At 52.8% G+C, this 23,324-nt stretch carries 24 protein-coding genes; 14 read left to right on the plus strand and 10 right to left on the minus strand.

All coding sequences use genetic code 11. The features are described from left to right. The first annotated feature begins 96 nt into the window (after positions 1–96). Together dsbB and ACHHZ7_RS11625 are read left to right on the plus strand one after the other, a co-directional pair. Complete coding sequence (gene dsbB, locus ACHHZ7_RS11620) at positions 97–627, plus strand: disulfide bond formation protein DsbB (RefSeq protein ID WP_003844060.1); 531 nt, start codon at positions 97–99, stop codon at positions 625–627. A gap of 110 nt (positions 628–737) precedes the next feature. Beyond that, positions 738–1,079: a DUF1971 domain-containing protein gene (locus ACHHZ7_RS11625; RefSeq protein ID WP_003020940.1), complete on the plus strand. Its 342-nt coding sequence runs from the start codon at positions 738–740 to the stop codon at positions 1,077–1,079. Between the two features lie 29 nt (positions 1,080–1,108). Here ACHHZ7_RS11625 and ACHHZ7_RS11630 read toward each other — a convergent pair whose 3' ends face one another. The 3 genes from ACHHZ7_RS11630 to ACHHZ7_RS11640 all read right to left on the minus strand — a co-directional run bounded on the left by ACHHZ7_RS11630 (position 1,109) and on the right by ACHHZ7_RS11640 (position 2,670). Next, positions 1,109–1,555, minus strand: coding sequence for a YcgN family cysteine cluster protein (locus tag ACHHZ7_RS11630; protein WP_003020944.1), 447 nt, complete (start codon positions 1,553–1,555; stop codon positions 1,109–1,111). Positions 1,556–1,647: 92 nt separating this feature from the next. Continuing rightward, positions 1,648–2,307: a fumarylacetoacetate hydrolase family protein gene (locus ACHHZ7_RS11635; RefSeq protein WP_057066794.1), complete on the minus strand. Its 660-nt coding sequence runs from the start codon at positions 2,305–2,307 to the stop codon at positions 1,648–1,650. A gap of 69 nt (positions 2,308–2,376) precedes the next feature. Continuing rightward, positions 2,377–2,670, minus strand: a complete 294-nt coding sequence (locus ACHHZ7_RS11640) for a YcgL domain-containing protein (protein WP_003833735.1) — start codon at positions 2,668–2,670, stop codon at positions 2,377–2,379. A gap of 126 nt (positions 2,671–2,796) precedes the next feature. On the opposite strand from ACHHZ7_RS11640, the gene minC reads away from it, so the two are divergent. Genes minC through minE form a run of 3 tightly spaced genes read left to right on the plus strand, consistent with a single transcriptional unit; the run spans position 2,797 to position 4,610 of the window. Then, positions 2,797–3,504, plus strand: coding sequence for a septum site-determining protein MinC (gene minC / locus ACHHZ7_RS11645; RefSeq protein WP_003833736.1), 708 nt, complete (start codon positions 2,797–2,799; stop codon positions 3,502–3,504). A 23-nt stretch (positions 3,505–3,527) separates the two neighbouring features. Next, positions 3,528–4,340 (plus strand): septum site-determining protein MinD, encoded by an 813-nt coding sequence (minD, locus tag ACHHZ7_RS11650; protein ID WP_003020956.1) that lies wholly within the window; start codon positions 3,528–3,530, stop codon positions 4,338–4,340. Between the two features lie 3 nt (positions 4,341–4,343). Next, the gene (gene minE, locus ACHHZ7_RS11655; protein ID WP_003833739.1) at positions 4,344–4,610 is read left to right on the plus strand and encodes a cell division topological specificity factor MinE; all 267 of its coding nucleotides are present in this window, start codon (positions 4,344–4,346) and stop codon (positions 4,608–4,610) included. Between the two features lie 86 nt (positions 4,611–4,696). Here minE and ACHHZ7_RS11660 read toward each other — a convergent pair whose 3' ends face one another. After that, positions 4,697–5,614: a LysR family transcriptional regulator gene (locus tag ACHHZ7_RS11660; RefSeq protein ID WP_020996618.1), complete on the minus strand. Its 918-nt coding sequence runs from the start codon at positions 5,612–5,614 to the stop codon at positions 4,697–4,699. Positions 5,615–5,717: 103 nt separating this feature from the next. On the opposite strand from ACHHZ7_RS11660, the gene ACHHZ7_RS11665 reads away from it, so the two are divergent. The 4 genes from ACHHZ7_RS11665 to ACHHZ7_RS11680 all read left to right on the plus strand — a co-directional run bounded on the left by ACHHZ7_RS11665 (position 5,718) and on the right by ACHHZ7_RS11680 (position 10,859). Next, on the plus strand, positions 5,718–6,800 hold the full coding sequence (locus tag ACHHZ7_RS11665) for a tartrate dehydrogenase (protein WP_060682083.1): 1,083 nt from the start codon (positions 5,718–5,720) through the stop codon (positions 6,798–6,800). Positions 6,801–7,051: 251 nt separating this feature from the next. Further along, positions 7,052–8,653: a BCCT family transporter gene (locus ACHHZ7_RS11670; protein WP_060682082.1), complete on the plus strand. Its 1,602-nt coding sequence runs from the start codon at positions 7,052–7,054 to the stop codon at positions 8,651–8,653. 44 nt (positions 8,654–8,697) lie between these two features. Continuing rightward, entirely contained in the window at positions 8,698–9,822 is a 1,125-nt protein-coding gene (gene yeaW, locus ACHHZ7_RS11675; RefSeq protein WP_003833746.1) for a carnitine monooxygenase, oxygenase subunit YeaW, read from the plus strand. A 71-nt stretch (positions 9,823–9,893) separates the two neighbouring features. Continuing rightward, the gene (locus ACHHZ7_RS11680; protein ID WP_060682081.1) at positions 9,894–10,859 is read left to right on the plus strand and encodes a PDR/VanB family oxidoreductase; all 966 of its coding nucleotides are present in this window, start codon (positions 9,894–9,896) and stop codon (positions 10,857–10,859) included. A gap of 49 nt (positions 10,860–10,908) precedes the next feature. Here the strand turns inward: ACHHZ7_RS11680 and rnd are convergent, their stop codons facing one another. The 5 genes from rnd to ACHHZ7_RS11705 all read right to left on the minus strand — a co-directional run bounded on the left by rnd (position 10,909) and on the right by ACHHZ7_RS11705 (position 17,341). Then, entirely contained in the window at positions 10,909–12,024 is a 1,116-nt protein-coding gene (rnd, locus tag ACHHZ7_RS11685; protein WP_057066803.1) for a ribonuclease D, read from the minus strand. Positions 12,025–12,108: 84 nt separating this feature from the next. Continuing rightward, positions 12,109–13,794, minus strand: coding sequence for a long-chain-fatty-acid--CoA ligase FadD (fadD, locus tag ACHHZ7_RS11690; RefSeq protein ID WP_123969683.1), 1,686 nt, complete (start codon positions 13,792–13,794; stop codon positions 12,109–12,111). 204 nt (positions 13,795–13,998) lie between these two features. Next, the gene (locus ACHHZ7_RS11695; RefSeq protein WP_003020975.1) at positions 13,999–14,583 is read right to left on the minus strand and encodes a Slp family lipoprotein; all 585 of its coding nucleotides are present in this window, start codon (positions 14,581–14,583) and stop codon (positions 13,999–14,001) included. 93 nt (positions 14,584–14,676) lie between these two features. Beyond that, complete coding sequence (tsaB, locus tag ACHHZ7_RS11700) at positions 14,677–15,372, minus strand: tRNA (adenosine(37)-N6)-threonylcarbamoyltransferase complex dimerization subunit type 1 TsaB (protein ID WP_060682079.1); 696 nt, start codon at positions 15,370–15,372, stop codon at positions 14,677–14,679. Between the two features lie 58 nt (positions 15,373–15,430). Continuing rightward, positions 15,431–17,341 carry an ATP-dependent DNA helicase gene (locus ACHHZ7_RS11705; RefSeq protein WP_060682078.1) on the minus strand — a complete coding sequence of 637 codons (1,911 nt, stop codon included), beginning with the start codon at positions 17,339–17,341 and terminating at the stop codon, positions 15,431–15,433. 141 nt (positions 17,342–17,482) lie between these two features. Between ACHHZ7_RS11705 and ACHHZ7_RS11710 the strand changes: the two genes are divergently transcribed. Continuing rightward, positions 17,483–17,827 (plus strand): RidA family protein, encoded by a 345-nt coding sequence (locus tag ACHHZ7_RS11710; RefSeq protein WP_003020984.1) that lies wholly within the window; start codon positions 17,483–17,485, stop codon positions 17,825–17,827. Positions 17,828–17,833: 6 nt separating this feature from the next. Here the strand turns inward: ACHHZ7_RS11710 and ACHHZ7_RS11715 are convergent, their stop codons facing one another. Continuing rightward, positions 17,834–18,013 (minus strand): YoaH family protein, encoded by a 180-nt coding sequence (locus ACHHZ7_RS11715; RefSeq protein ID WP_003020986.1) that lies wholly within the window; start codon positions 18,011–18,013, stop codon positions 17,834–17,836. An 83-nt stretch (positions 18,014–18,096) separates the two neighbouring features. On the opposite strand from ACHHZ7_RS11715, the gene pabB reads away from it, so the two are divergent. The 4 genes from pabB (at position 18,097) to ACHHZ7_RS11735 (ending at position 23,320) form a co-directional block, all read left to right on the plus strand. Further along, positions 18,097–19,458, plus strand: a complete 1,362-nt coding sequence (gene pabB, locus ACHHZ7_RS11720) for an aminodeoxychorismate synthase component 1 (protein ID WP_032943759.1) — start codon at positions 18,097–18,099, stop codon at positions 19,456–19,458. Between the two features lie 3 nt (positions 19,459–19,461). Next, positions 19,462–20,040 carry a CoA pyrophosphatase gene (locus ACHHZ7_RS11725; RefSeq protein WP_003020991.1) on the plus strand — a complete coding sequence of 193 codons (579 nt, stop codon included), beginning with the start codon at positions 19,462–19,464 and terminating at the stop codon, positions 20,038–20,040. 183 nt (positions 20,041–20,223) lie between these two features. Further along, positions 20,224–21,588, plus strand: a complete 1,365-nt coding sequence (sdaA, locus tag ACHHZ7_RS11730) for an L-serine ammonia-lyase (protein WP_003833765.1) — start codon at positions 20,224–20,226, stop codon at positions 21,586–21,588. Positions 21,589–21,718: 130 nt separating this feature from the next. Then, positions 21,719–23,320 (plus strand): EAL domain-containing protein, encoded by a 1,602-nt coding sequence (locus ACHHZ7_RS11735; RefSeq protein ID WP_060682077.1) that lies wholly within the window; start codon positions 21,719–21,721, stop codon positions 23,318–23,320. The last annotated feature ends 4 nt before the right edge of the window (positions 23,321–23,324 follow it).

Raw genomic sequence — 23,324 nt, forward strand, 5'->3', positions numbered from 1 at the left:
AAATATCCGATTACGCAAATTTTCAATTCCCGCTAGTGGCGCATAAAGTGAATTGGTTTAAACTGCGGTCTCTACGCATGTTGCAGGGAAATGATTATGTTGCGATTTTTAAACCAGTGCTCCCGAGGTCGTGGAGCATGGTTATTGTTGGCGTTAACCGCCTTTGCGCTGGAGCTCGTCGCGCTGTGGTTCCAGCACGTCATGCTGCTAAAACCTTGCGTGTTGTGTATTTACGAACGTAGCGCATTATTTGGCGTGATGGGTGCAGGGCTGGTGGGTGCTATCGCACCAAAAACACCGCTGCGCTATGTGGCGATGATAATCTGGATTTACAGTGCCTGGCGCGGACTTCAGTTAGCGTATGAGCACACCATGATTCAGCTGCACCCATCCCCGTTTATGACCTGTGATTTTGCCGCACGCTTCCCAAGCTGGCTGCCGCTGGACAAATGGCTGCCGCAGGTGTTTTTAGCGTCCGGTGACTGTGCTGAGCGCCAGTGGTCTTTTTTAACCCTGGAAATGCCGCAGTGGCTGTTGGGGATCTTCGCCGCCTACCTGGTGGTCGCCGTGCTGGTAGTGATAGCACAGCCGTTCAAACCGAAAAAACGTGACCTCTTCGGTCGCTAACAGAGACGCTCCTTCGGGAGCGTTTTTTTTGCCTTAAATTCATTGCCTGCTGGCATCTATAAGATGTATATTAAATACATCTTATAGATGCCACACCAAGGAGATGTCTTATGTCCCATTTACGCATCCCGGCAAACTGGAAAGTTAAACGCTCTACTCCCTTCTTCACGAAAGACAACGTCCCGGCAGCACTGCTTTCTCACCATAACACTGCAGCAGGCGTTTTTGGCCAGCTTTGCGTGATGGAAGGTACGGTAACGTATTACGGCTTTGCCAATGAAGACGCAAAAGAGCCTGAAGTAAAAGTGGTGATTAATGCCGGTCAGTTTGCGACCAGTCCGCCGCAGTACTGGCATCGCGTTGAATTAAGCGACGACGCGCAATTCAACATCAATTTCTGGGTTGAAGATGACAACCATGGCGATGAGATGTATCAGGCGAAAAAGTCTTAAGCCTTAACGCCTGCTAATCGATGGGCGGCTTAGTCCGCCCATGAAGGTTTGTTCAGAATATGATCCTGCCAGTCACGCACTTCCGATTCTTTCACCGCAATATGACGTACTGAAATACGTTCACCGTGCATCGCCGCTTTTGATCCCGTCAGCAGTGGATGCCACTCCGGCAGCCCTTTACCTTCCGCTAGCAGACGATACGCACAGGTCATCGGCAGCCATTCAAAGGTAGGCAGATTATCGCGCGTCAGTTTGATACAGTCAGGCTCGTACTCGAATCGGCGTTCGTAATTACGGCACTGACAGGTTTTGATATTGAGCTGCTTACACGCGACGTTAGTAAAATAGATTTCGTCGGTGTCTTCATCCATCAGCTTATGCAGGCAGCATTGACCACACCCGTCACATAATGACTCCCACTCGGCATCGGTCATTTCATCCAGGGTTTTACTTTGCCAGAAAGGTATGTCGCTCATCAGGGTATCCGCTATTGCAATAAAGCTGCACCTTATAACCAGTCTGACACGCTGATGCAAGTTTTGCCGCCCGAAAAGGCGGCAAGAAGAGATTACAGCACGCGTGTCGTCAGCGTTTGACCATGAAAACTGATAGCCAGCTCATCACCGCTGTTTAACGGCCCAACTCCTGCTGGCGTCCCCGTCAACACAACATCGCCCGCTTTGAGGGTAAAGAAACGACTCATGTAGGCAATCAAAGGAACGATGTGATGGATCATATCCGCCGTGGTGCCGTGCTGGCGCTGCTCACCGTTAACCGTTAACCCGAGCATCGTATCCTGAGGATCACCATTAAATTCCGCCACCGGAATAAACCCTGACAGCGGGCAAGAGTTATCAAAGCCCTTCGCTTTTTCCCACGGTTGCCCCGCCTTCTTCATTTTGCCCTGAATATCACGCAGGGTCAGATCCAACGCGACGCCATAGCCCGCAATGGCTTTGCGCACATGTTCTTCCGTCGCCTGACGTAGGGTCGCGCCAATCAAAACAGCCAGCTCAACTTCATGGTGAACCGAACCCATATCAGATGGGATCACCAGCGGCTGGCGTAAATCGCACAGCGCGGTTTCCGGTTTAATAAACAGCACCGGTTCTTCCGGAGGCGTTCCACCCATCTCTTTAATATGGTTGGCATAGTTACTCCCTACGCAAACCACCTTACTCACCGGATAATCCAGCAGAGCACCATGCCAGTTATGATGTTGATACATTACTTTCCCCTAACGTAGTTATCAATTTCAGGTACTGCATCGATGGGGCGTGCTGCTGCCGGATGCAGTTTAACGTTTATCGTCTGGTGTATTTTGTTTCGTCGCGGCCAGATGCTGTTTAAGTAAATCTTCTGGCGGCGGTGGTATTTGTAAATAATAGCCCTGCTCGGTGAGTGCCTGTTTTACTTTTTCCAGATCGGCATTAACCAGCTTTTTACGGCCATCAAGCGGCAACATCATTGCCAGCGTCGGCTGACCAAATCCTTTCATCAGTTCTTCAGGAACTCGCGAGAAATCGTCTTTTTTTTCGACATATAAATAGGTCTGGTCACGTTTACTGCTTCGGTAGATCACACAAAACATATCTTTTACTCTGAATTCACGGAATGGTGGCTTGCCTCAATATAATACTGACTATAACATGCCTTATAGTCTTCGGAATATCACCCCGCGCTGGGGATGATAAATAGCAAATTGAGTAAGGCCAGGATGTCAAACACGCCAATCGAGCTTAAAGGCAGTAGCTTCACCTTATCAGTGGTTCATTTACATGAAGCAGAACCCGAGGTTATTCGTCAGGCGTTGGAAGACAAAATCGCGCAGGCACCTGCTTTTTTAAAACATGCTCCCGTAGTGGTTAACGTGAGTGGTCTTGAAAGCCCGGTAAACTGGTCAGCGCTGCAGAAGGTTGTCGCGTCTACCGGATTGCGAATTATCGGCGTTAGCGGATGCAAAGACGCCAGACTCAAGGCAGAAATCGACGAAATGGGTCTTCCTTTACTGACTGAAGGTAAAGAAAAAGCTATTCGTCCTGCGCCCGTTGAGGCCCCGGCTCCCGTCGCTCCGCCACAAAACGTTACTCCCATCACAAAAACACGATTAATAAATGTGCCGGTTCGTTCCGGTCAGCGCATTTATGCACCACAATGTGATCTGATTGTTACAAGCCACGTCAGTGCAGGCGCAGAGCTTATCGCTGATGGCAATATTCATGTTTATGGAATGATGAGAGGCCGTGCGTTGGCAGGCGCAAGCGGTGACCGGGAAGCGCAAATTTTTTGTACCCATCTGACGGCAGAACTGGTGTCTATCGCAGGTGTTTATTGGCTGAGTGATAAAATCCCAGCAGAATTTTATGGCAAAGCGGCACGTCTGCAATTAGCAGAGAACGCTTTGACAGTTCAACCGTTGAATTGATCCCTTTTTAACAAGGAATTTCTATGGCACGCATTATTGTTGTTACTTCGGGTAAAGGGGGCGTTGGCAAAACCACCTCCAGCGCGGCCATCGCTACAGGTTTGGCCCAGAAGGGAAAGAAAACTGTCGTTATTGATTTTGATATCGGCCTGCGTAATCTTGATCTGATTATGGGTTGTGAACGCCGCGTCGTTTACGACTTCGTCAACGTTATTCAGGGCGATGCGTCGTTAAATCAGGCGCTAATCAAAGATAAGCGTACCGAAAATCTCTTTATTCTTCCGGCCTCACAAACTCGCGATAAAGACGCGCTGACGCGTGAAGGCGTCGCGAAAGTTCTGGACGATCTGAAAACGATGGAATTCGACTTCATCGTCTGCGACTCTCCGGCGGGTATTGAAACTGGTGCGCTGATGGCCCTGTATTTTGCCGATGAAGCGATTATTACCACCAACCCGGAAGTCTCCTCTGTACGTGACTCTGACCGTATTCTGGGTATTCTGGCGTCGAAATCTCGTCGCGCGGAAAACGGTGAAGATCCAATTAAAGAGCATTTGTTGCTGACGCGCTACAACCCTGGCCGCGTAAATAAAGGTGACATGCTGAGCATGGAAGACGTACTGGAAATTCTGCGAATCAAGCTGGTTGGCGTGATTCCTGAAGATCAGTCGGTCCTGCGCGCGTCTAACCAGGGTGAGCCGGTTATTCTCGACATCAATGCTGATGCCGGTAAAGCCTATGCTGATACCGTAGACCGTCTGTTGGGAGAAGAACGTCCTTTCCGCTTCATTGAAGAAGAGAAGAAAGGTTTCCTCAAACGCCTGTTCGGAGGATAAGTTATGGCATTACTGGATTTTTTTCTCTCGCGGAAAAAGAGCACAGCGAACATCGCTAAAGAGCGACTGCAGATTATTGTTGCGGAACGTCGTCGTAGTGACGCCGAGCCACATTATTTACCGCAGCTGCGCAAGGATATTCTCGACGTTATCTGCAAGTATGTACAAATTGATCCCGAAATGGTCACAGTACAACTTGAACAAAAAGACGGCGATATTTCGATCCTCGAACTTAACGTGACATTACCTGAAGCGGAAGAGTCTAAATAAGCTCTTTTGTCGCTAAATCATGGTTACGAAAAAGGCAGATTATTCTGCCTTTTTTATTTTCTGTCTCTGACTAACCTATCGAGCATTTATTCCAAAGTAAACTTTGGGTAGTTTTCGGCAAAATAGCGGCGTAAATACTCAACCGTAATACGGATTTTTGCCGACGTCGCCAGCCGGGAGACATAAACCGCCCATATATTGGCGGGTTGATAATACTCAGGCAATATATGCACCAGATGTCCGCTGGCAATGTTGTCGCAAACGTCCCACCACGAACGCAAAGCAATTCCCTGCCCATCCAGACACCATTGATGTACCACTTCGCCATGGTTAGACGACAGCGGCCCCGTAACCTTTATTGAGTGTGCGCCCTCTTTATTACGCATTTGCCAGATACCAAACGGATGGTCACGTTCTTTAATAACCAGGCAGGGGAAAGTAGAAAGATCGTTCAGTTGTTTCGGCACTCCATGCCGCGCCACAAATTCCGGCGAGGCGCACAGAATACGATAGTTAGTCGCCAGCTTGCGGGCAATCAGGTTCGGCGCGATATCATCCCCGATACGAATATCGAGATCGACGCCCTCATTGACCATATCGACCAGACGGTCTTCAACATCGAACCTCAGTTCTAACTGCGGGTACTCTTTTGCCAGCGCAGACAGCGCCGGAGCGACCACCCGGCGGCCAAAACCAAAGCTACTGATAATTCGTAGCATCCCCTGCGGGATCTGCCTGGCATCGGACAGCTCGTCCATCATCTGATCGACATCCTGCAGGATCCGCTGTGCCCATTCGTAGATCCGCTCCCCCTCTTCCGTGATGGTTACGCGCCGCGTTGTTCGGTGCAACAGCACCACGTTCAGCGTTTGCTCCAACAGGGCAACGCGCTTACTGATAAAAGCCGGAGATACGCCCAGCTCTTCGGCAACGGCGGCAAATCCCGCACGACGGGCAACCAGCATAAAGACGCGTAAATCATTTAGCAGAGGCAGATTATTCATGATCTGTGTTTTATGTTTCACCAGTTAGGGGGATTAACTATTAATCAGTCAATTATAGGATACGGGGAAAGTCAATTTTGATGGCGTACAAGTGAGAGCTGCTATGAAGAAAACCTGTCGTATTGCCGCTATCCCCGGAGATGGCATTGGTAAAGAAGTCCTGCCTGAAGGCATTCAGGTGTTGCAGGCAGCCGCCGAGCGTTGGGGGTTGTCACTCAGCTTTGAGCAAATGGAATGGGCCAGCTGCGAGTACTACGCCCATCACGGGAAGATGATGCCGGATGACTGGCACGAGCATTTACAATCCTTCGATGCTATCTATTTTGGTGCCGTTGGCTGGCCGGAAACCGTACCGGACCACATCTCATTATGGGGCTCGCTGCTTAAGTTTCGCCGCGAATTCGACCAGTATGTCAACCTGCGCCCGGTACGCCTGTTTCCGGGCGTACCTTGCCCACTGGCAGGTAAGCAGCCTGGCGACATCGATTTCTACGTGGTGCGCGAGAACACCGAGGGAGAATACTCTTCACTCGGCGGACGCGTAAGCGAAGGTACAGAACACGAAGTGGTTATCCAGGAGTCGGTCTTCACCCGTCGCGGCGTCGATCGTATATTGCGTTACGCTTTCGAGCTGGCACAAAATCGCCCGCGCAAAACCCTGACCTCGGCGACCAAATCCAACGGCCTGGCCATCAGCATGCCGTACTGGGACGAGCGCGTGGAAGCAATGGCGGCCCACTATCCCGAGATCCGTTGGGATAAACAGCATATTGATATACTCTGCGCCCGCTTTGTGATGCAGCCGGAGCGTTTTGACGTGGTGGTTGCCTCCAACCTGTTTGGCGACATCCTCTCCGATCTCGGTCCAGCCTGTACCGGAACGATCGGCATTGCGCCTTCAGCCAACTTAAACCCGGAACGCACCTTCCCGTCTCTGTTCGAGCCAGTACACGGTTCGGCCCCCGATATCTACGGCAAGAACATCGCCAACCCTATAGCGACTATCTGGGCTGGCGCCATGATGCTCGACTTCCTTGGCAACGGTGATGCTAACTATAAAGCCGCCCACGACGGTATTCTGGCGGCAATTGAGCAGGTTATTGCCAGCGGCCCGAAAACACCGGATATGAAAGGCAATGCCACCACCCAACAGGTTGGCGAGGCCATCTCTCGGGCATTGCGTTAGAGGTCAAACCACAGAATATGAGCCGCGTCACTGACGCGGCTTTTTTATGCTTTTTATGGCGCCAATAACCTGCGCCAATTCACCTTTTATTATTTCCGTTCCGTGTTTTATTGCTTCACGCATCGAGCAATTGTTTAATTCATGTAAATAACAAATAATAAAATTGTTAAATACAAAATCACTGATTCCCTACAGCATGATAACAACGACAGGCTAATGCCATACGCGGGCAACTGTGCCCAGGAGATCCCATGTTGAGCAACGTTAAGAAAAAAGACATGCCGCTGATAGCCATCAGTCTGGTGGCTATTCTTTTCATCGCCGCCACACTTAGTCTCTTCCCTCAGCAGTCTGCACAAGTCGCAAATACCCTTTTTAACGGCGTTACCCGGATGCTGGGTTCCGCCGTGCAGATCCTCGTTCTGATGGCGATGGGTCTGGTCGTCTGGCTGGCCACCAGCAAATACGGCAACATTCGTCTGGGAGAAGGAAAAGCGGAATACAGCACGCTGTCCTGGCTGTTTATGTTTATTTGTGCCGGACTAGGTTCCTCCACGCTCTACTGGGGCGTTGCTGAGTGGGCCTATTATTACCAGACCCCGGGTCTGAATATCGCTCCGCACTCGCAAAAAGCGCTGGAATACAGCTTACCCTACTCTTTTTTCCATTGGGGAATCAGCGCCTGGGCGACCTATACGCTGGCTTCATTAACCATGGCCTACCACTTTCATGTGCGGAAAAACAAAGGGCTGAGCCTGTCCGGAATAATCGCCGCTATCACCGGCGTGCATCCGCAGGGCGTCTGGGGCCGGCTGGTTGATTTGATGTTCCTGATCGCCACAGTTGGCGCGTTAACCATCTCTCTGGTTGTCACCGCCGCCACCTTTACCCGTGGTTTATCTGCTCTCACAGGTTTACCGGATAACTTCACCGTACAGGCGTTTGTTATCCTGTTCTCTGGCGGCATTTTCTGTCTGAGCTCCTGGATTGGCATCAACAACGGCTTGCAACGTCTGAGCAAAATGGTCGGCTGGGGGGCGTTTTTACTGCCACTGCTGGTGCTGATTGTCGGCCCGACCGAGTTCATCACCAACAACATCATTAACGCCATCGGTCTGACGACACAAAACTTTTTGCAGATGAGTCTGTTCACCGACCCGCTCGGCAACGGTGAGTTCACCCGCAACTGGACGGTGTTCTATTGGCTGTGGTGGATCTCCTACACCCCTGGCGTGGCAATGTTTGTCACTCGCGTATCCCGTGGTCGCAAAATCAAAGAGGTTATCTGGGCGTTAATCCTGGGTAGTACCGTTGGCTGCTGGTTCTTCTTTGGCGTGATGGAAAGCTACTCCATTCACCAATTTGTGAACGGTGTGATCGACGTACCGCAGGTTATGGCCACGTTAGGCGGCGAAACAGCCGTACAGCAAGTGTTGATGTCGTTGCCTGCCGGGAAACTGTTCCTGGTGGCGTATCTGGCGATCATGATTATTTTTCTCGCCTCGCATATGGATGCCGTCGCCTACACCATGGCGGCCACCAGCACGCGTAACCTGCAGGAAGGGGAAGATCCGCAGCGTAGCTTACGTCTGTTCTGGTGCGTGGTCATCACCCTGATCCCATTATCAATTTTGTTCACCGGCGCGTCCCTGGAAACCATGAAGACCACGGTGGTTCTGACCGCACTTCCCTTCCTCGCCATTCTGTTGGTGAAAGTCGGCGGTTTTCTTCGCTGGGTACGGCAGGACTATGCCCACGTTCCAGCGCATCAAATTGAAAGTCATCTTCCCGAAACCCCAGTGGACGTCCCCGTCGCACCACCGGCCGGGACATTACTCAAAGGCGACAATTAAGTGCCAGTAAAAAATCCTCTTACTCACAAATTAAAGGTATTCCAATGAGCAATCTGAGCCCTGAGTTTATTCTGCCGCAAAATTTCTGTGCCAACCCGCAGGACGCCTGGACTATCCCTGCCCGGTTCTATACCGACCATCAGGCCTTCGAGCACGAGCAGGAGAAAGTGTTCGCTAAGAGCTGGATTTGTGTAGCCCACAGTAGCGAACTGGCGAAACCCAATGACTATGTAACCCGGGAAGTGATTGGCGAGAACATCGTGCTGGTACGTGGTCGCGATAACGTGCTGCGCGCGTTCTACAACGTTTGCCCGCATCGTGGTCATCAACTGTTGAGCGGCGAAGGGAAAGCGAAAAATGTGATTACCTGCCCTTACCACGCCTGGGCATTCAAGCTTGACGGTAACCTGGCGCATGCACGTAACTGCGAAAACGTTGCCAACTTCGACAGTGAGAAAGCACATCTCACCCCGGTACGGCTGGAAGAATATGCCGGATTCGTGTTTATCAACATGGATCCGAACGCGGGCAGCGTAGAAGAACAACTCCCAGGTCTTGCAGACAAAGTTATCGAAGCCTGCCCTGATGTGCATGACCTGAAGCTGGCGGCGCGCTTTACGACCCGAACTCCAGCCAACTGGAAGAATATTGTCGATAACTATCTGGAGTGCTACCACTGCGGCCCGGCTCACCCTGGTTTTTCCGACTCGGTTCAGGTTGATCGTTACTGGCATACTATGCACGGCAACTGGACGCTACAATACGGTTTCGCCAAACCGTCAGAGCAGTCATTTAAGTTCGAAGAGGGTGTTGATGCCGCCTTCCACGGTTTCTGGCTGTGGCCGTGCACCATGCTCAACGTTACGCCAATCAAAGGCATGATGACCGTTATCTACGAATTTCCAGTGGATGCAGAAACTACGCTGCAAAACTATGACATCTACTTCACCAACGAAGAGCTGACCGAAGAGCAGAAACAACTGATCGAATGGTATCGCAACGTCTTCCGCCCTGAAGATTTACGTCTGGTTGAAAGCGTCCAAAAAGGGTTGAAATCGCGCGGGTATCGCGGTCAGGGCCGCATTATGGCCGACACCAGCGGCAGCGGTATCTCCGAACATGGCATTGCCCATTTCCATAATCTGGTCGCGCAGGTGTTTCAGGAATAACCAGAGGCTGTAACGACAGGTTCCGGCGCATCGTTAAGCCGCGCCGGACAGATTTTTTAGGGAGTGCCGCAATGTCTGATTATCAAATGCAAGAAGTCCGGGTCAGCCGGATTGAGACGATTACCGCGCAGGTAAAACGCTTTACTTTAACGGCGACATCAGGCGAGCCGTTGCCCGCGTTTCAGGGTGGCAGCCATATTATCGTGCAGATGCGCGATGGCGAGAATCTGTACAGCAATGCTTACTCGCTGATGAGTTCCCCCTTTGATACGAGCGCCTGGCAAATCGCCGTACGACTGGAGGAAGCATCCAAAGGCGGCTCACGATATCTGCATCAAAACGTGAAACCCGGCGACACGCTCACGATCTCCACACCAAACAATCTGTTCGCCCTCGCCCCTCAGGCACAACAACATCTGTTGATTGCTGGAGGTATCGGCATCACACCGTTTTTATCGCATATCCCGGAACTGGAACACTCTAAGGCGCAATGGCAACTGCATTATTGCTCTCCAAGTCAGGACAACTGCGCGTTTTATGACGAACTTCTGCAACACCCCAGCGTCGATCGTATTCATCTGCATCTGTCAAGCGCAGGGACCCGCCTTGATTTATCTCGCCTGCTGGCCGATATCGAACCCGGCACACATATTTACACCTGCGGGCCAGCAGTGCTCAACGATGCCGACAGAGAAGTGGCTTCCCTCCATAGACTGGACAGCAATACGCTACATTTCGAACAATTTGCGCTGGAAGATAAAAGCGGTGATGCCTTTACCCTGGTTCTGGCGCGTTCCGGACGCGAGTTTGTGGTCCCGGAAGAGATGACCATTTTGCAGGTTATCGAAAATAACAAAGCCGCGCGCGTTGAGTGCCTGTGCCGGGAAGGTGTTTGCGGCACCTGTGAAACGACGATTCTTGAAGGGGAAGCGGATCACCGCGATCAGTATTTCAGCGACGACGAAAAAGCCAGCCAGCAAAGCATGCTTATTTGCTGCTCACGCGCCAAAGGTAAGCGCCTGGTGCTTGATTTGTAGCGTTGCGCAGGCCGGGTTAGCAATGGCGCAACCCGGCGAGTCTGGTGACTTACTGCGGATATTCCTGCAGCAGCGCGTTGAGACGATCGGACATCAGTTCGCCACGCCAACCGGAAACCAACTCCGGCAGGGTCTGCTGCGGCTTTAATTTCCAGTGCCAGTTGAGTAGCTGGTTGATTTGACGGCGTGAAGCCAGCAGTTCGACGCTAAGATTATGCTCAGTACTTACCTCGGCAACCAGCGCCTTAATAGCTTTAAACGCTTTGCGGTATCCAGGCATATCCATCAAATTCAGCAGCGGCTGTGGCAGTGATTCTTCCGGTAAAGCCTGCGCTTTTTCTACCAGAGAAATCAGCGTTTTGCCGTGGAAGCGAATTTCACTACCGGAAAGGCCGAGGCTGTCCAGTTCACCCAGACTCCCTGGCATATAACGAGCGACCGCCCACAGGTGTTCTTCACGCACCACAAAGTTCACCGCCAGATCGCGCTCACGCGCTTTACGCAGTCGCCAGTCGGCAAGCAGTTGCAGGCAGGCCAACTGACGAGTACGCAACTGCCAGGCGTTAGTGATATCGCGCCATGCGTCTTCAGGCGCCAGAACCTCCTGGCGACGCTGCTGCATTAAGCGACATTCGTCCAGTGCGGCTGGCAGCCAGCCGCTGGCTTCAGTTTCAACCATCAGTTTTGTGGTGATCGGTAATAGATACCAGACATCAGCCGCCGCGTACTCACACTGACGCTCGGTCAGCGGTCTGGCCAGCCAGTCGGTGCGGGATTCGCTTTTGTCCAGCGCCACCCCCGTAAACTCTTCCACCATCGCGGCAAACCCCCACGACAGCGGACGACCGCAAAAAGCAGCCAGAATTTGTGTATCAATCAACGGCTGCGGCAGTTCGCCAAAAGCGTTGAGAAACACTTCCAGATCTTCGCTACCTGCATGCAGGAATTTGGTGATGGCAGTATCACGCAGAATATCGCGCAGCGGCGACCAGTCGGTGATCCCCTGCGGATCAATCAGAGCAACGTGTTTGCCATCAAACAGCTGGATCAGCCCCAACTGCGGATAATAGGTACGCGTGCGAACAAATTCTGTATCCAGGGCTATCGCCGGAAATTCACGGACGGCTTCGCACAGCGTGGCCAACGCGTCGTCCGTGGTGATCATTTGATAATTCAAATCGTGCTCTCTTAGGTTTGCGCCAAAAAAAACGCCGGATTTCCCGGCGTTTTCTACTGGCTGACTTAACGCTCAGCCTTTATTGTCCACTTTGGCACGCGCTTCGTCACGTAATTCTCGTCGCAAAATTTTACCAACGTTAGATTTCGGCAACTCATCGCGAAACTCCACCAGCTTTGGTACTTTATAGCCCGTCAGGTGACGACGACAGAAAGTGACCAGCGCGTCATCGGTTAACGAGGCATCTTTCTTCACCACGAAAATTTTCACCGCTTCACCGCTGCTGCCGGACGGAACCCCAACAGCAGCCACTTCCTGCACGCCAGGGTGTTGCATAACCACGTCTTCAATTTCGTTCGGATAGACGTTAAAGCCGGATACCAGGATCATGTCCTTCTTACGATCGACAATACGCAGGAAGCCTTCATCATCCATCACCGCAATATCGCCGGTGTGCAGCCAGCCGTCTTTGATGATTTCGTCAGTGGCGTCTGGTCGCTGCCAGTAGCCCAGCATCACCTGTGGACCTTTCACACACAGCTCACCCGGTTCTCCCGGCGGCACTTCGTTGTCGTCGTCGTCCACCAGCTTGACCTCAGTGGAGGGAACCGGTAAACCGATACTTCCGCTGTGGTAGTCAATATCGTGAGGGTTGACACTCACCAGCGGGGCGCACTCCGTCAGACCATAGCCTTCCAGCAGATACTGCCCCGTCAGCTTCACCCAACGTTCAGCTACCGCCTGTTGAACCGGCATTCCGCCACCTGCTGAAAGGTGCAGTGACGAGAAGTCCAGTTGCTGAAACTCTTTGTTATTTAGCAGCGCGTTAAACAGCGTATTGACGCCGGTCATCGCGGTTAACGGATACTTCGCCAGCTCTTTGACCAGTCCTGGGATATCACGCGGGTTAGTAATCAGCAGGTTTTGACCACCCAACTCAATAAACAGCAGGCAGTTCATCGTCAGCGCAAAAATGTGATACAGCGGTAGAGCCGTTACCACCAGTTCTTTGCCCGGATGCAGCAATGGGCCGTAGGTGGCGTTAACCTGCTCCAGGTTAGCCAGCATGTTGCGGTGCGTGAGCATCGCGCCTTTCGCCACGCCGGTTGTCCCGCCGGTATATTGCAGAAACGCCAAATCTTCCGACACCACTTCGGGCTTCACATACTGCATGCGATAGCCGTTTTGCAGCGCACTGCGAAATGAGATGGCATCCGGCAGGTGATACTTCGGCACCAGGCGCTTGATGTACTTCACGACAAAGTTAACCAGCGTTCCTTTGGCGGTAGACAGCTGATCGCCCATACGCGTCAGGATCACGTGTTGCACCGACGTTTTGTCGACCACCTTTTCCAGCGTATGAGCAAAGTTAGATACGATGACAATCGCCGACGCGCCGCTGTCGTTGAGCTGATGTTCCAGCTCGCGAGGCGTATACAACGGGTTCACGTTCACGACGATCATGCCGGCACGTAAAATCCCAAACAGTGCGACCGGATATTGCAGCAGATTCGGCATCATCAGCGCGACGCGATCGCCCTTTTTCAGCCCGAGCCCCTGTTGCAAATATGCGGCAAACGCACGGCTACGCTCTTCAAGCTTGCGGAAGGTCATCACCTCCCCCATGTTTACAAACGCGGGCTGATCGGCATACCGTCTTACTGAGTGTTCAAAGAGTTCCACCAGGGATTGATAACGGTCAGGATTGATCTCCGCAGGAACACCAGCGGGATAACGGTTAAGCCAAACCTTTTTCAATACATCACCTCTAAAATGCGTATTCGTCGTCATCACAACCCCAGGCAATAAACAAACTGTTAACATAATATTAACTCAGCGTACCAGTTTGTTTATTACACAACGACAAGGTTGCGAAGCACGTCACTATTTATTTTTCTTATATCCACGTTAATGCAGAAACAGCGGACGAGCCGCTGTTTCTTTTACCATTAAAACAAAGAGTTACTCTGTTACTATGGTCTGAACCTGTGCCGGGCCGGGATTGTACCAGCCCCATCCGCCGTAGCCACCGTAAGGCCAGCCACGCGCACCGTAGAACCAGGGGTCGATAGGCTGAGGCGGCATGACAATCTGCTGAGTAATATGCCAGCGTTTATAACCAGTTACCTGCATCAGCATGAATTTATACGGCGTATTACCGATTTTTCCGTCCACTGTACCGCTTATCGGGCCGACGACGGTGACCAGTTGCCCGCGAAAGTCCACCGGGTCAAGGAAGCCATTTACATCAGCATATATCCGCCCACGAGAGGCTTCACCCAGCACGGGGCGTGCACCGCTATCGAGCGGAACGGTGGCAATTTCCAGACGGGATTTTCCCTGCTGGTTCTGAATATCCACCACTTTGCCGCCGAAACGCGCTTCCTGTCCGACATACAGCTGCGGCGCATTCATCACCCGCACCAGATCCTGCTGCGGCATCGGGCTCGAACCTTTAATCGCATCCGGGATGGTGACGCAGCCGCTAAGCATTAACGCTAAGGCCCCCGCCAACACACCTTTCAATAACTGCTTTTGCACCGCCATATTGTGACTCCCTTTTCTTAGCTTCTGCCCCGGCCTGTTCACAATGCTGTGCACTGACGACTGTACGTCTTAGCCGGGTTCTACTACTAAGATTCATTCTTTACCGGGAAGTTTCTTCCACGCCACGGTGTTACGTAAATAAACCGGTTCAGCGTGTTCGACCGCTACGGTCTCACCCGCAGCCAGCATTTGCGTGGCGATGGGCAGCATGTCTTCAGCCGCTGGAAGCAGCACGTCACCATCGCTGAGCGTCAGCCCGCTGTCTTTACCAAGCTCTGGCCATGCCGGCCAGCCCGTCCCGACCGTCACCCAGTCGCCAGACAGCTGCAATAAACGCTCATGTACCTGCTCGGGGGTTAACACCGCTTCGGTTTCTTCACCGTGCCAGTTACCGTTGTCATCACGCTGGTATTCGGCCCAGTAGACTTCGCCCATTCGCGCGTCAATCGCCGCCAGCACGCGAGTCGCGCCCGACTTACGCCAGGCGCCCTGCGCCATGGTAGCCAGGGTGGAGACGCCGATCATCGGTAAGTTTGCGCCTAACGCCAGCCCCTGAGCAATGCCAATACCGATACGCACGCCGGTGAAACTGCCGGGACCGCGACCAAACGCCAGGGCGTCGATATCGGTTAACGTGAGATCGCCAGCGGCCAGGATTTCCTGAACCATCGGTAAAATTCGTTGGGTGTGTTCTCGTGGGCAAAGCTCAAAGTGAGCCTTGATAGTACCGTCATTCCACAGGGCAACAGAGCACGCCTCTGTGGCGGTATCGATAGCCAGAATTCGCATGGGTGTTTGTGATCAGATCAATAAATTTGGCGCGCATCTTACCACACTCCGTAACAAATTACTCAGTCGTTGGTATGGCGAGAAAGCGAACCGCGCGAGCGATGTCACGCGTCCGCGGCGCAGGAGGAAGACTCGCCAGGAAGGTGGCGCCGTATGGCCGCATAACCAGACGATTGTCGCAAATCACCAGCACGCCGCGATCGTCAGCATCACGTATCAGACGCCCTACACCCTGCTTCAGGGTGATTACCGCATCCGGCAACTGGACGTCTTCAAACGGATCGCCGCCGCGCAGTCGACAATCCTCCATTCGGGCTTTTAACAGCGGGTCGTCCGGCGAGGTAAACGGCAGTTTATCGATTATCACCAGCGACAGCGTATCGCCGCGCACGTCCACGCCTTCCCAGAAGCTGCTGGTGGCAACCAGTAGCGCATTACCTGCGCTGACAAACTGCTGTAGCAGTTGTCCTTTGCTGGTTTCGCCCTGCAGCAGTACGGGAAGCGTCATGGTAGCGCGGAATTGTTCCGCCAGATCGCGCATCATCGCGTGCGAAGTGCACAGCATAAAACAGCGACCGTTGTTCGCCTCGATAATAGGTCGCAGCATGGATGCCAGCTGACGCGCAGCCCCCGGCTGGTTGGTTTGCGGGAGATTACGCGGCACGCACAGCAGCGCCTGGCGCGTGTAATCAAATGGGCTCGGCAGCAGCATCGACTCGGCATCTTCAATACCCAGTCGTGCAGTGAAATGATGAAGGTCATCGTTTACCGACAGCGTCGCGGAAGTAAAAATCCAGCAGCCCGGCTTTTGTTCCATCACTTCTTTGAATTTATCCGCCACCGTAAGCGGCGTCAGCGCGAGGGTGAAATGGCGGGAGGTGCATTCATACCAGTAGCTGAAGCCTGGCTGGTTGATCTCTTTCAGGCGCTTCAGACGCGCACGATAAAGCGTGGCGCGCTCAAACGCGGCATCCAGCAATGCCGAACGCCCAAGAGACAGCTTCGCCACGTCATAACACAGCTCCAGCGTGTCATCGAGCAGCAAAAACGCGCGCTGTACGCGCTGGTCGACCAGCAGTTCCCGCAGGTTTCCGCGATAGCCCGGCTCACCAAGCTGCAAGCGGAAGTCCTGAGCGCTTTGTGCAAGGCGATCGGCGCACTTTTGCAGCTGCTGAGTGTCTTTCAGCTCGGTGCGATAGGCAATGGTGATGTCTTTCGCCAGGTCTAACAGCTGGCGACTGGAGAGCGATTGACCAAAGTACTGGCTGGCGATATCCGGTAACTGATGCGCTTCATCGAAGATCATCACATCAGCTTCCGGGATCAGTTCGCCAAACCCGCTCTCTTTTACCACCATATCGGCGAGAAACAGATGATGGTTAACCACGACGACATCCGCATCCATCGCTTTTTTACGCGCTTTAACGACAAAACACTCTTTATACAGCGGGCAGTCGCTGCCCAGACAGTTGTCATTAGTGCTGGTCACCAGCGGCCAGACCTGAGAGTCTTCCGCCACGCTGACGCAGGTGCTGATGTCCCCATCAAGGGTTTGATTTGACCAGGAGCGCAGCAGAATGACGTCGCTTAACGTTTGTACCGGCAAGTCGCCACCCGCCAGCGCCTGCTGTTCGAGACGCTCAAGGCACAGATAGTTTGAACGCCCTTTCAGCAGCGCCAGTTTACCGGTGAACTTCAGTGCTTTCGCGACGGTCGGGAGGTCGCGGCTGTATAGCTGATCCTGCAACGCCTTCGAGCCCGTGGAGACAATGACCTTCTTTCCGGCACGCAGCGCTGGGGCAAGATAAGCGTAGGTTTTACCCGTTCCGGTTCCGGCTTCTACCACCAGCGGTTGTGATTTTTCGATGGCATGACTGACGGCGATGGCCATCTGCCGCTGTGGTTCTCGCGGTTTAAAACCCGGTATCGCTTTAGCCAACTGACCGTCTGCTGCAAAATCGTCCGTCACACTGCCCCCTGTTCATTTGAACAGGGATTATGTCAGGCCAGCGGGTCTTTCGCCAGTTGAAGAGGTGACGTGGGCACAACATTATGGCAGTCTTGGCGCAACCCAAAGCTATTATGAAAAAACGTAAACGAGGAATGATTTATGACGATTGTGCGCATTGATGCCGAAGCGCGTTGGTCCGACGTGGTAATCCACAACAACACGCTGTATTACACCGGCGTGCCGGAAAATCTGGATGCAGACGCCTTTGAGCAGACGGCAAATACGCTGGCGCAAATTGATGCGGTGCTGGAAAAACAAGGCAGTAACAAGTCACGTATTCTTGATGCCACCCTGTTTTTGGCAGACAAAAACGATTTTGCCGCCATGAACAAAGCCTGGGACGCGTGGGTCGTTGCTGGCCACGCGCCGGTACGTTGTACCGTTCAGGCCGGATTGATGAACCCGAAATACAAAGTTGAGATTAAGATAATCGCTGCAGTTTAAGCGGCGTTATTCGTCTTCATCTTCAAAACGCGCCACGATCCGCTCGCCGGTATGACTGGCGCGTAACTCTTCAGCAACCAGAGCAATGGCTTGTCCGCTGCTCATCCCCTGCGACATCAGCTCCTGAATACGCTCTACCGCTTTTTGCTGCTGCTCATGACTGAGTGAAGGTAAACCTGCAAACATTGTTAACTCCTGCTAAATTGTCTGCGCTAATTATTTCATGCTACCGGGCAGTTAGCCAGTAGAGTAGCAACGAGTCAGGACTGATGAAGACGTTATCTCCCGCAGTAATCACATTACCCTGGCGTCAGGACGCCGCTGAACGCTATTTTTCGACATTAAGCCATCTGCCCTGGGCGATGCTGCTGCATTCAGGTCAAGCCGACCATCCGCATAACCGCTTTGATATTCTGGTGGCGGATCCCGTCACCACGTTGGTTACACGTGCTGAAGAGACCGTAGTGCAGGACGGGCACGCAATCACGCGCTCGCTTGATGATCCAATGACGGTATTACATTCCGCGCTAGCTGCACACAAGATTCACCCCGAGTATCACCCGGATCTGCCGTTTCAGGGCGGCGCGTTAGGTCTGTTTGGCTACGACCTTGGCCGACGCTTTGAATCTCTGCCCACTATTGCTGAGCGCGATATTACGCTACCGGATATGGCCGTTGGCATTTACGACTGGGCGCTGATTGTTGACCACAAGTTGCAGACCGTATCGCTGCTCAGCCATACCGATGTCGAGGCTCGCCTGAAATGGCTCGACGCGCAACAACCGCCAACGCGTGAGCCGTTTACATTGACCTCGGCGTGGCAGTCCAATATGAGCCGCGCCCGGTATGGCGAAAAATTCCGCCAGGTACAGGGCTATCTGCACAGCGGCGATTGTTACCAGGTCAACCTCGCGCAGCGTTTTCAAGCGCATTACGAGGGGGATGAGTGGCAGGCATTTGTCAAACTCAATCACGCTAACCGCGCCCCGTTCAGCGCGTTTATTCGTCTTGAGGAAGGCGTTATCCTCAGTCTTTCGCCGGAACGTTTTATTCTGCTGGAGAACCAGCATATCCAGACGCGTCCTATTAAAGGTACGTTGCCCAGGCTTGAAGATGCCGATGCCGATCGTGAGCAGGCCCGGCGGCTGGCGAATTCGCCGAAGGATCGTGCGGAGAACCTGATGATCGTCGATTTGATGCGTAATGATATTGGCCGCGTTGCCGTACCGGGGTCAGTACAGGTTCCGGAGCTGTTTGTCGTCGAACCGTTCCCTGCCGTTCATCATTTGGTCAGCACCATTACCGCACGTCTGCCAGAGTCATTACACGCCACCGATCTGCTACGCGCCGCCTTCCCCGGCGGCTCTATTACCGGTGCGCCGAAAGTGCGGGCGATGGAAATTATTGACGAACTGGAGCCACAAAGACGTAATGCCTGGTGCGGCAGCATCGGTTATCTGAGTTTCTGCGGCAATATGGATACCAGCATCACCATTCGCACGCTGACAGCCACAAACGGACAAATTTATTGTTCCGCTGGCGGCGGCATAGTGGCGGACAGTCAGGAAGACGCTGAATATCAGGAAACATTTGATAAAGTGAATCGTATTTTGCACCAACTGGAGAACTGAGACGTGGAATACAGCAGCCTGACGCTTGATGATTTCTTATCGCGCTTTCAACTCCTGCGCCCGCAGGTCAATCATGCCGCGTTAAACCAGCGCCAGGCCGCCGTACTGATCCCCGTCGTGCGTCGTCCACAGCCGGGGTTGTTGTTAACCCAGCGTTCCGTTCACCTGCGCAAGCACGCCGGACAGGTCGCCTTCCCCGGTGGGGCGGTGGATAGCAGTGATGCCTCGTTAATTGCCGCCGCCCTTCGCGAGGCACAGGAGGAGGTGGCGATCCCGCCTTCATGCGTAGAAGTGATCGGTGTTCTGCCGCCGGTCGACAGCGTGACCGGTTTCCAGGTCACCCCAGTGGTAGGCATTATCCCGCCTAATCTGCCGTATCGCGCCAGTGAAGATGAAGTTTCAGCCGTGTTCGAAATGCCGCTGGCCCAGGCCCTGCATTTAGGTCGTTACCACCCGTTGGATATTTACCGTCGTGGCGATTCACATCGCGTATGGCTTTCCTGGTATGAGCAATATTTCGTCTGGGGAATGACTGCCGGAATAATTCGTGAGCTGGCGCTGCAAATTGGCGTCAAGCCCTGACTATACTTATCTTTACGCGCGCCATAGACAACTTGAAACTCAGGTCACAACATTAGTAAAACCGCGGTTATCTATTAGTTTAATTCATGTGAATAGTTAAGCCGATCGCCGCGTTCCCTCTTACACTATGCGCAGTTATAACATCGTTACTGGAAAGCCCAGTCGCCCTGTAGGAGTATTATCGTGATTAGTCTATTCGACATGTTTAAGGTGGGGATTGGTCCCTCATCTTCCCATACCGTAGGGCCTATGAAGGCGGGTAAACAGTTCGTCGATGACCTGGTCGAAAAAGGATTACTGGACAGCGTTACTCGTGTCGCCGTCGACGTGTATGGTTCACTGTCGCTCACGGGTAAAGGTCACCACACCGATATCGCCATTATTATGGGTCTGGCAGGCAATGAGCCTGCTACCGTGGATATTGATAGCATCCCCGGATTTATCCGCGACGTAGAAACGCGTGGACGCCTGCTGCTTGCACAGGGTCAGCACGAAGTGGATTTCCCGCAGAATGACGGGATGCGTTTTCACAACGGCAACCTGCCGCTGCATGAAAACGGAATGCAGATCCATGCGTACAATGGCGAAACCGTCATTTATAGCAAAACCTACTACTCAATCGGCGGTGGATTCATCGTTGATGAAGAACATTTTGGTCAGGATGCCGCGGGCGAGGTCAGCGTGCCTTATCCGTTCAAATCCGCGACTGAAATGCTGGAGTACTGCAATAGCACCGGCCTGTCTCTCTCTGGCATGGCGATGCAGAACGAACTTGCTCTGCACAGCAAAAAAGAGATTGAAGAGTACTTTGGCCACGTCTGGCAAACCATGCAGGCCTGTATCGATCGTGGCATGAACACCGAAGGTGTGTTGCCGGGTCCGCTGCGCGTTCCTCGTCGTGCTTCAGCTCTGCGTCGTATGCTGGTTTCCAGCGATAAGCTGTCCAACGATCCGATGAACGTGATCGACTGGGTGAACATGTTCGCGCTGGCCGTTAACGAAGAAAACGCCGCGGGCGGTCGCGTGGTGACAGCGCCAACCAACGGTGCCTGCGGTATCGTGCCTGCGGTACTGGCCTATTACGATCATTTCATCGAGTCCGTCAGCCCGGATATCTATACCCGCTATTTCCTGGCGGCCGGTGCAATTGGCGCGTTGTACAAAATGAACGCCTCAATCTCTGGTGCAGAAGTAGGTTGTCAGGGTGAAGTGGGTGTAGCCTGCTCCATGGCTGCCGCTGGTCTGGCTGAACTGTTGGGCGCGAGCCCTGAGCAGGTGTGTGTTGCTGCCGAAATCGGCATGGAACATAACCTCGGCTTAACCTGCGATCCGGTTGCCGGTCAGGTACAGGTTCCGTGCATTGAGCGTAACGCCATTGCTTCAGTGAAGGCGATCAACGCTGCGCGTATGGCAATGCGCCGTACCAGCGCGCCGCGCGTCTCGCTGGATAAAGTCATTGAGACCATGTACGAAACAGGTAAAGACATGAACGCCAAATACCGCGAAACGTCACGCGGTGGCCTGGCAATCAAAGTTCAATGTGACTAATACTTAATTTTCGCCCATCTGCGACGGATGGGCGAATTTGCCCCCTCTCCCTCGTCTACTGTAATTTTCCCCACTACACTTGCTCTGTTGCTGTTGGCTTCTGTGACCAACGGCTTATCGGGCGGCCCGCATGCAAACAGCACAACGGATCATTAAAAATTATCGCCGGAATCGCTTAATCGTCTGCACAGTATGTGCACTACTGACGCTCATCCTCACATTAACTGTCCGATTTATTTCGGAGCGTAATTTAAATCACCGAAATATCGTCACCTTTGCCAACCATGCTGTAGAAGAACTGGATGACGTGCTTTTACCCTTGCAGACCGGACGTGATGTATTGCTGCCGTTAATTGGCCTCCCCTGCTCAGTGGCACGTTTACCGTTAAGCAAACATGCCGCAAGACTGCAAACGGTGCGTTCTATTAATCTGATTCAAAGCGGGATCCTCTATTGCTCCAGCATTTTTGGGTATCGCAATGTCCCCATTCGTCAACTACAGCCCGAATTACCCAGCCGGGAACCGCAACTGCTGCTGTCTACTGACCATTCACTGATAAAAGGTAGCCCGATTCTGACGCAATGGTATCCATCCTCTGCCGATGGTGAAAATGGCGTGCTGGAAATCGTCAATATTGATTTATTGTCGTCTATGTTGCTTGAACCCCAGCCGCCGCAGATCACCGATGCCAGCTTAACCGTTGGTAATCGGCATCTACTGTATGATCAAGGTGTGGTCGATACTCTGCCTAAGCTAAATGATGAAAAACGCTACCAGCTGTCATCTCAACATTTCCCGTTTACCATTAGCGTCACCGGCCCCGGTCCCAGTGAACTGGCGATTAAACATCTGCCAACACAGCTGCCGCTGGCGGTGATCCTAAGTTTATTAGTGGGTTACCTGGCATGGCTGGCGACCGCCAGCAGAATGAGTTTTTCCTGGGAGATTAATCTGGCCCTTGCTGCTCGGGAATTCGAGCTATTTTGCCAGCCGCTGCTTAATGCGCAAACCCAGCAATGCATGGGCGTGGAGATTCTTCTACGCTGGAATAACCCACGCCAGGGTTGGATCTCTCCGGAAGTGTTTATTCCCATCGCTGAGGAGCACAACCTGATTGTGCCGCTAACCCGTCATGTCATCGCAGAAACCATTCAGCAAAGACACGTTTTCCCGATGAGCAGTCAGTTTCATATTGGGATTAATGTCGCCGCCAGCCATTTTCGTAACGGCACGCTGCTAAAAGATCTTAATCAGTACTGGTTCAGCCAGCACCCAATCCAGCAGTTGGTTATCGAACTGACCGAACGAGATGCGTTACTGGATGTGGATTATCGGGTCGTACGCGAATTAAATCGTCTTGGCGTAAAACTGGCAATTGATGATTTCGGTACCGGTAACAGCTCGCTCTCCTGGCTGGAAAAACTCCGCCCGGATGTGCTGAAGATCGATAAATCATTTACTTCGGCAATAGGAACAGACGCCGTGAACTCAACCGTCACAGACATCATTATCGCTTTGGGGAAAAAATTGAATATAGAACTGGTGGCGGAAGGCGTTGAAACCCAGGCGCAGGCTCAGCATTTGCGCCGACACGGCGTACATTTGTTGCAAGGTTTTTTGTACGCAAAGCCAATGCCGCTGCGTGATTTCCCAAAATGGCTGGCGGGCAGCACGCCGCCGCCCACCCGACATAACGGGCGACACAGTATGCCCGTCATGCCGTTTCGCTAAACCC

Source organism: Citrobacter freundii complex sp. 2024EL-00216 (assembly GCF_043945515.1).
GTDB classification, from domain to species: Bacteria; Pseudomonadota; Gammaproteobacteria; order Enterobacterales; family Enterobacteriaceae; genus Citrobacter; species Citrobacter portucalensis.

Bases quoted from the DNA above. Each gene is read 5' to 3' on its own strand.
- ACHHZ7_RS11660 (WP_020996618.1), bottom strand. From the start codon at position 5,614: ATGAATAATCTGCCTCTGCTAAATGATTTACGCGTCTTTATGCTGGTT.
- ACHHZ7_RS11680 (WP_060682081.1), top strand. From the start codon at position 9,894: ATGTCTGATTATCAAATGCAAGAAGTCCGGGTCAGCCGGATTGAGACG.
- pabB (WP_032943759.1), top strand. From the start codon at position 18,097: ATGAAGACGTTATCTCCCGCAGTAATCACATTACCCTGGCGTCAGGAC.
- ACHHZ7_RS11635 (WP_057066794.1), bottom strand. From the start codon at position 2,307: ATGTATCAACATCATAACTGGCATGGTGCTCTGCTGGATTATCCGGTG.
- tsaB (WP_060682079.1), bottom strand. From the start codon at position 15,372: ATGCGAATTCTGGCTATCGATACCGCCACAGAGGCGTGCTCTGTTGCC.
- minD (WP_003020956.1), top strand. From the start codon at position 3,528: ATGGCACGCATTATTGTTGTTACTTCGGGTAAAGGGGGCGTTGGCAAA.
- ACHHZ7_RS11630 (WP_003020944.1), bottom strand. From the start codon at position 1,555: ATGAGCGACATACCTTTCTGGCAAAGTAAAACCCTGGATGAAATGACC.
- ACHHZ7_RS11735 (WP_060682077.1), top strand. From the start codon at position 21,719: ATGCAAACAGCACAACGGATCATTAAAAATTATCGCCGGAATCGCTTA.
- ACHHZ7_RS11715 (WP_003020986.1), bottom strand. From the start codon at position 18,013: ATGTTTGCAGGTTTACCTTCACTCAGTCATGAGCAGCAGCAAAAAGCG.
- ACHHZ7_RS11695 (WP_003020975.1), bottom strand. From the start codon at position 14,583: ATGGCGGTGCAAAAGCAGTTATTGAAAGGTGTGTTGGCGGGGGCCTTA.
- ACHHZ7_RS11625 (WP_003020940.1), top strand. From the start codon at position 738: ATGTCCCATTTACGCATCCCGGCAAACTGGAAAGTTAAACGCTCTACT.
- dsbB (WP_003844060.1), top strand. From the start codon at position 97: ATGTTGCGATTTTTAAACCAGTGCTCCCGAGGTCGTGGAGCATGGTTA.
- minC (WP_003833736.1), top strand. From the start codon at position 2,797: ATGTCAAACACGCCAATCGAGCTTAAAGGCAGTAGCTTCACCTTATCA.
- ACHHZ7_RS11640 (WP_003833735.1), bottom strand. From the start codon at position 2,670: ATGTTTTGTGTGATCTACCGAAGCAGTAAACGTGACCAGACCTATTTA.
- ACHHZ7_RS11710 (WP_003020984.1), top strand. From the start codon at position 17,483: ATGACGATTGTGCGCATTGATGCCGAAGCGCGTTGGTCCGACGTGGTA.
- ACHHZ7_RS11665 (WP_060682083.1), top strand. From the start codon at position 5,718: ATGAAGAAAACCTGTCGTATTGCCGCTATCCCCGGAGATGGCATTGGT.
- rnd (WP_057066803.1), bottom strand. From the start codon at position 12,024: ATGATCACCACGGACGACGCGTTGGCCACGCTGTGCGAAGCCGTCCGT.
- ACHHZ7_RS11670 (WP_060682082.1), top strand. From the start codon at position 7,052: ATGTTGAGCAACGTTAAGAAAAAAGACATGCCGCTGATAGCCATCAGT.
- yeaW (WP_003833746.1), top strand. From the start codon at position 8,698: ATGAGCAATCTGAGCCCTGAGTTTATTCTGCCGCAAAATTTCTGTGCC.
- minE (WP_003833739.1), top strand. From the start codon at position 4,344: ATGGCATTACTGGATTTTTTTCTCTCGCGGAAAAAGAGCACAGCGAAC.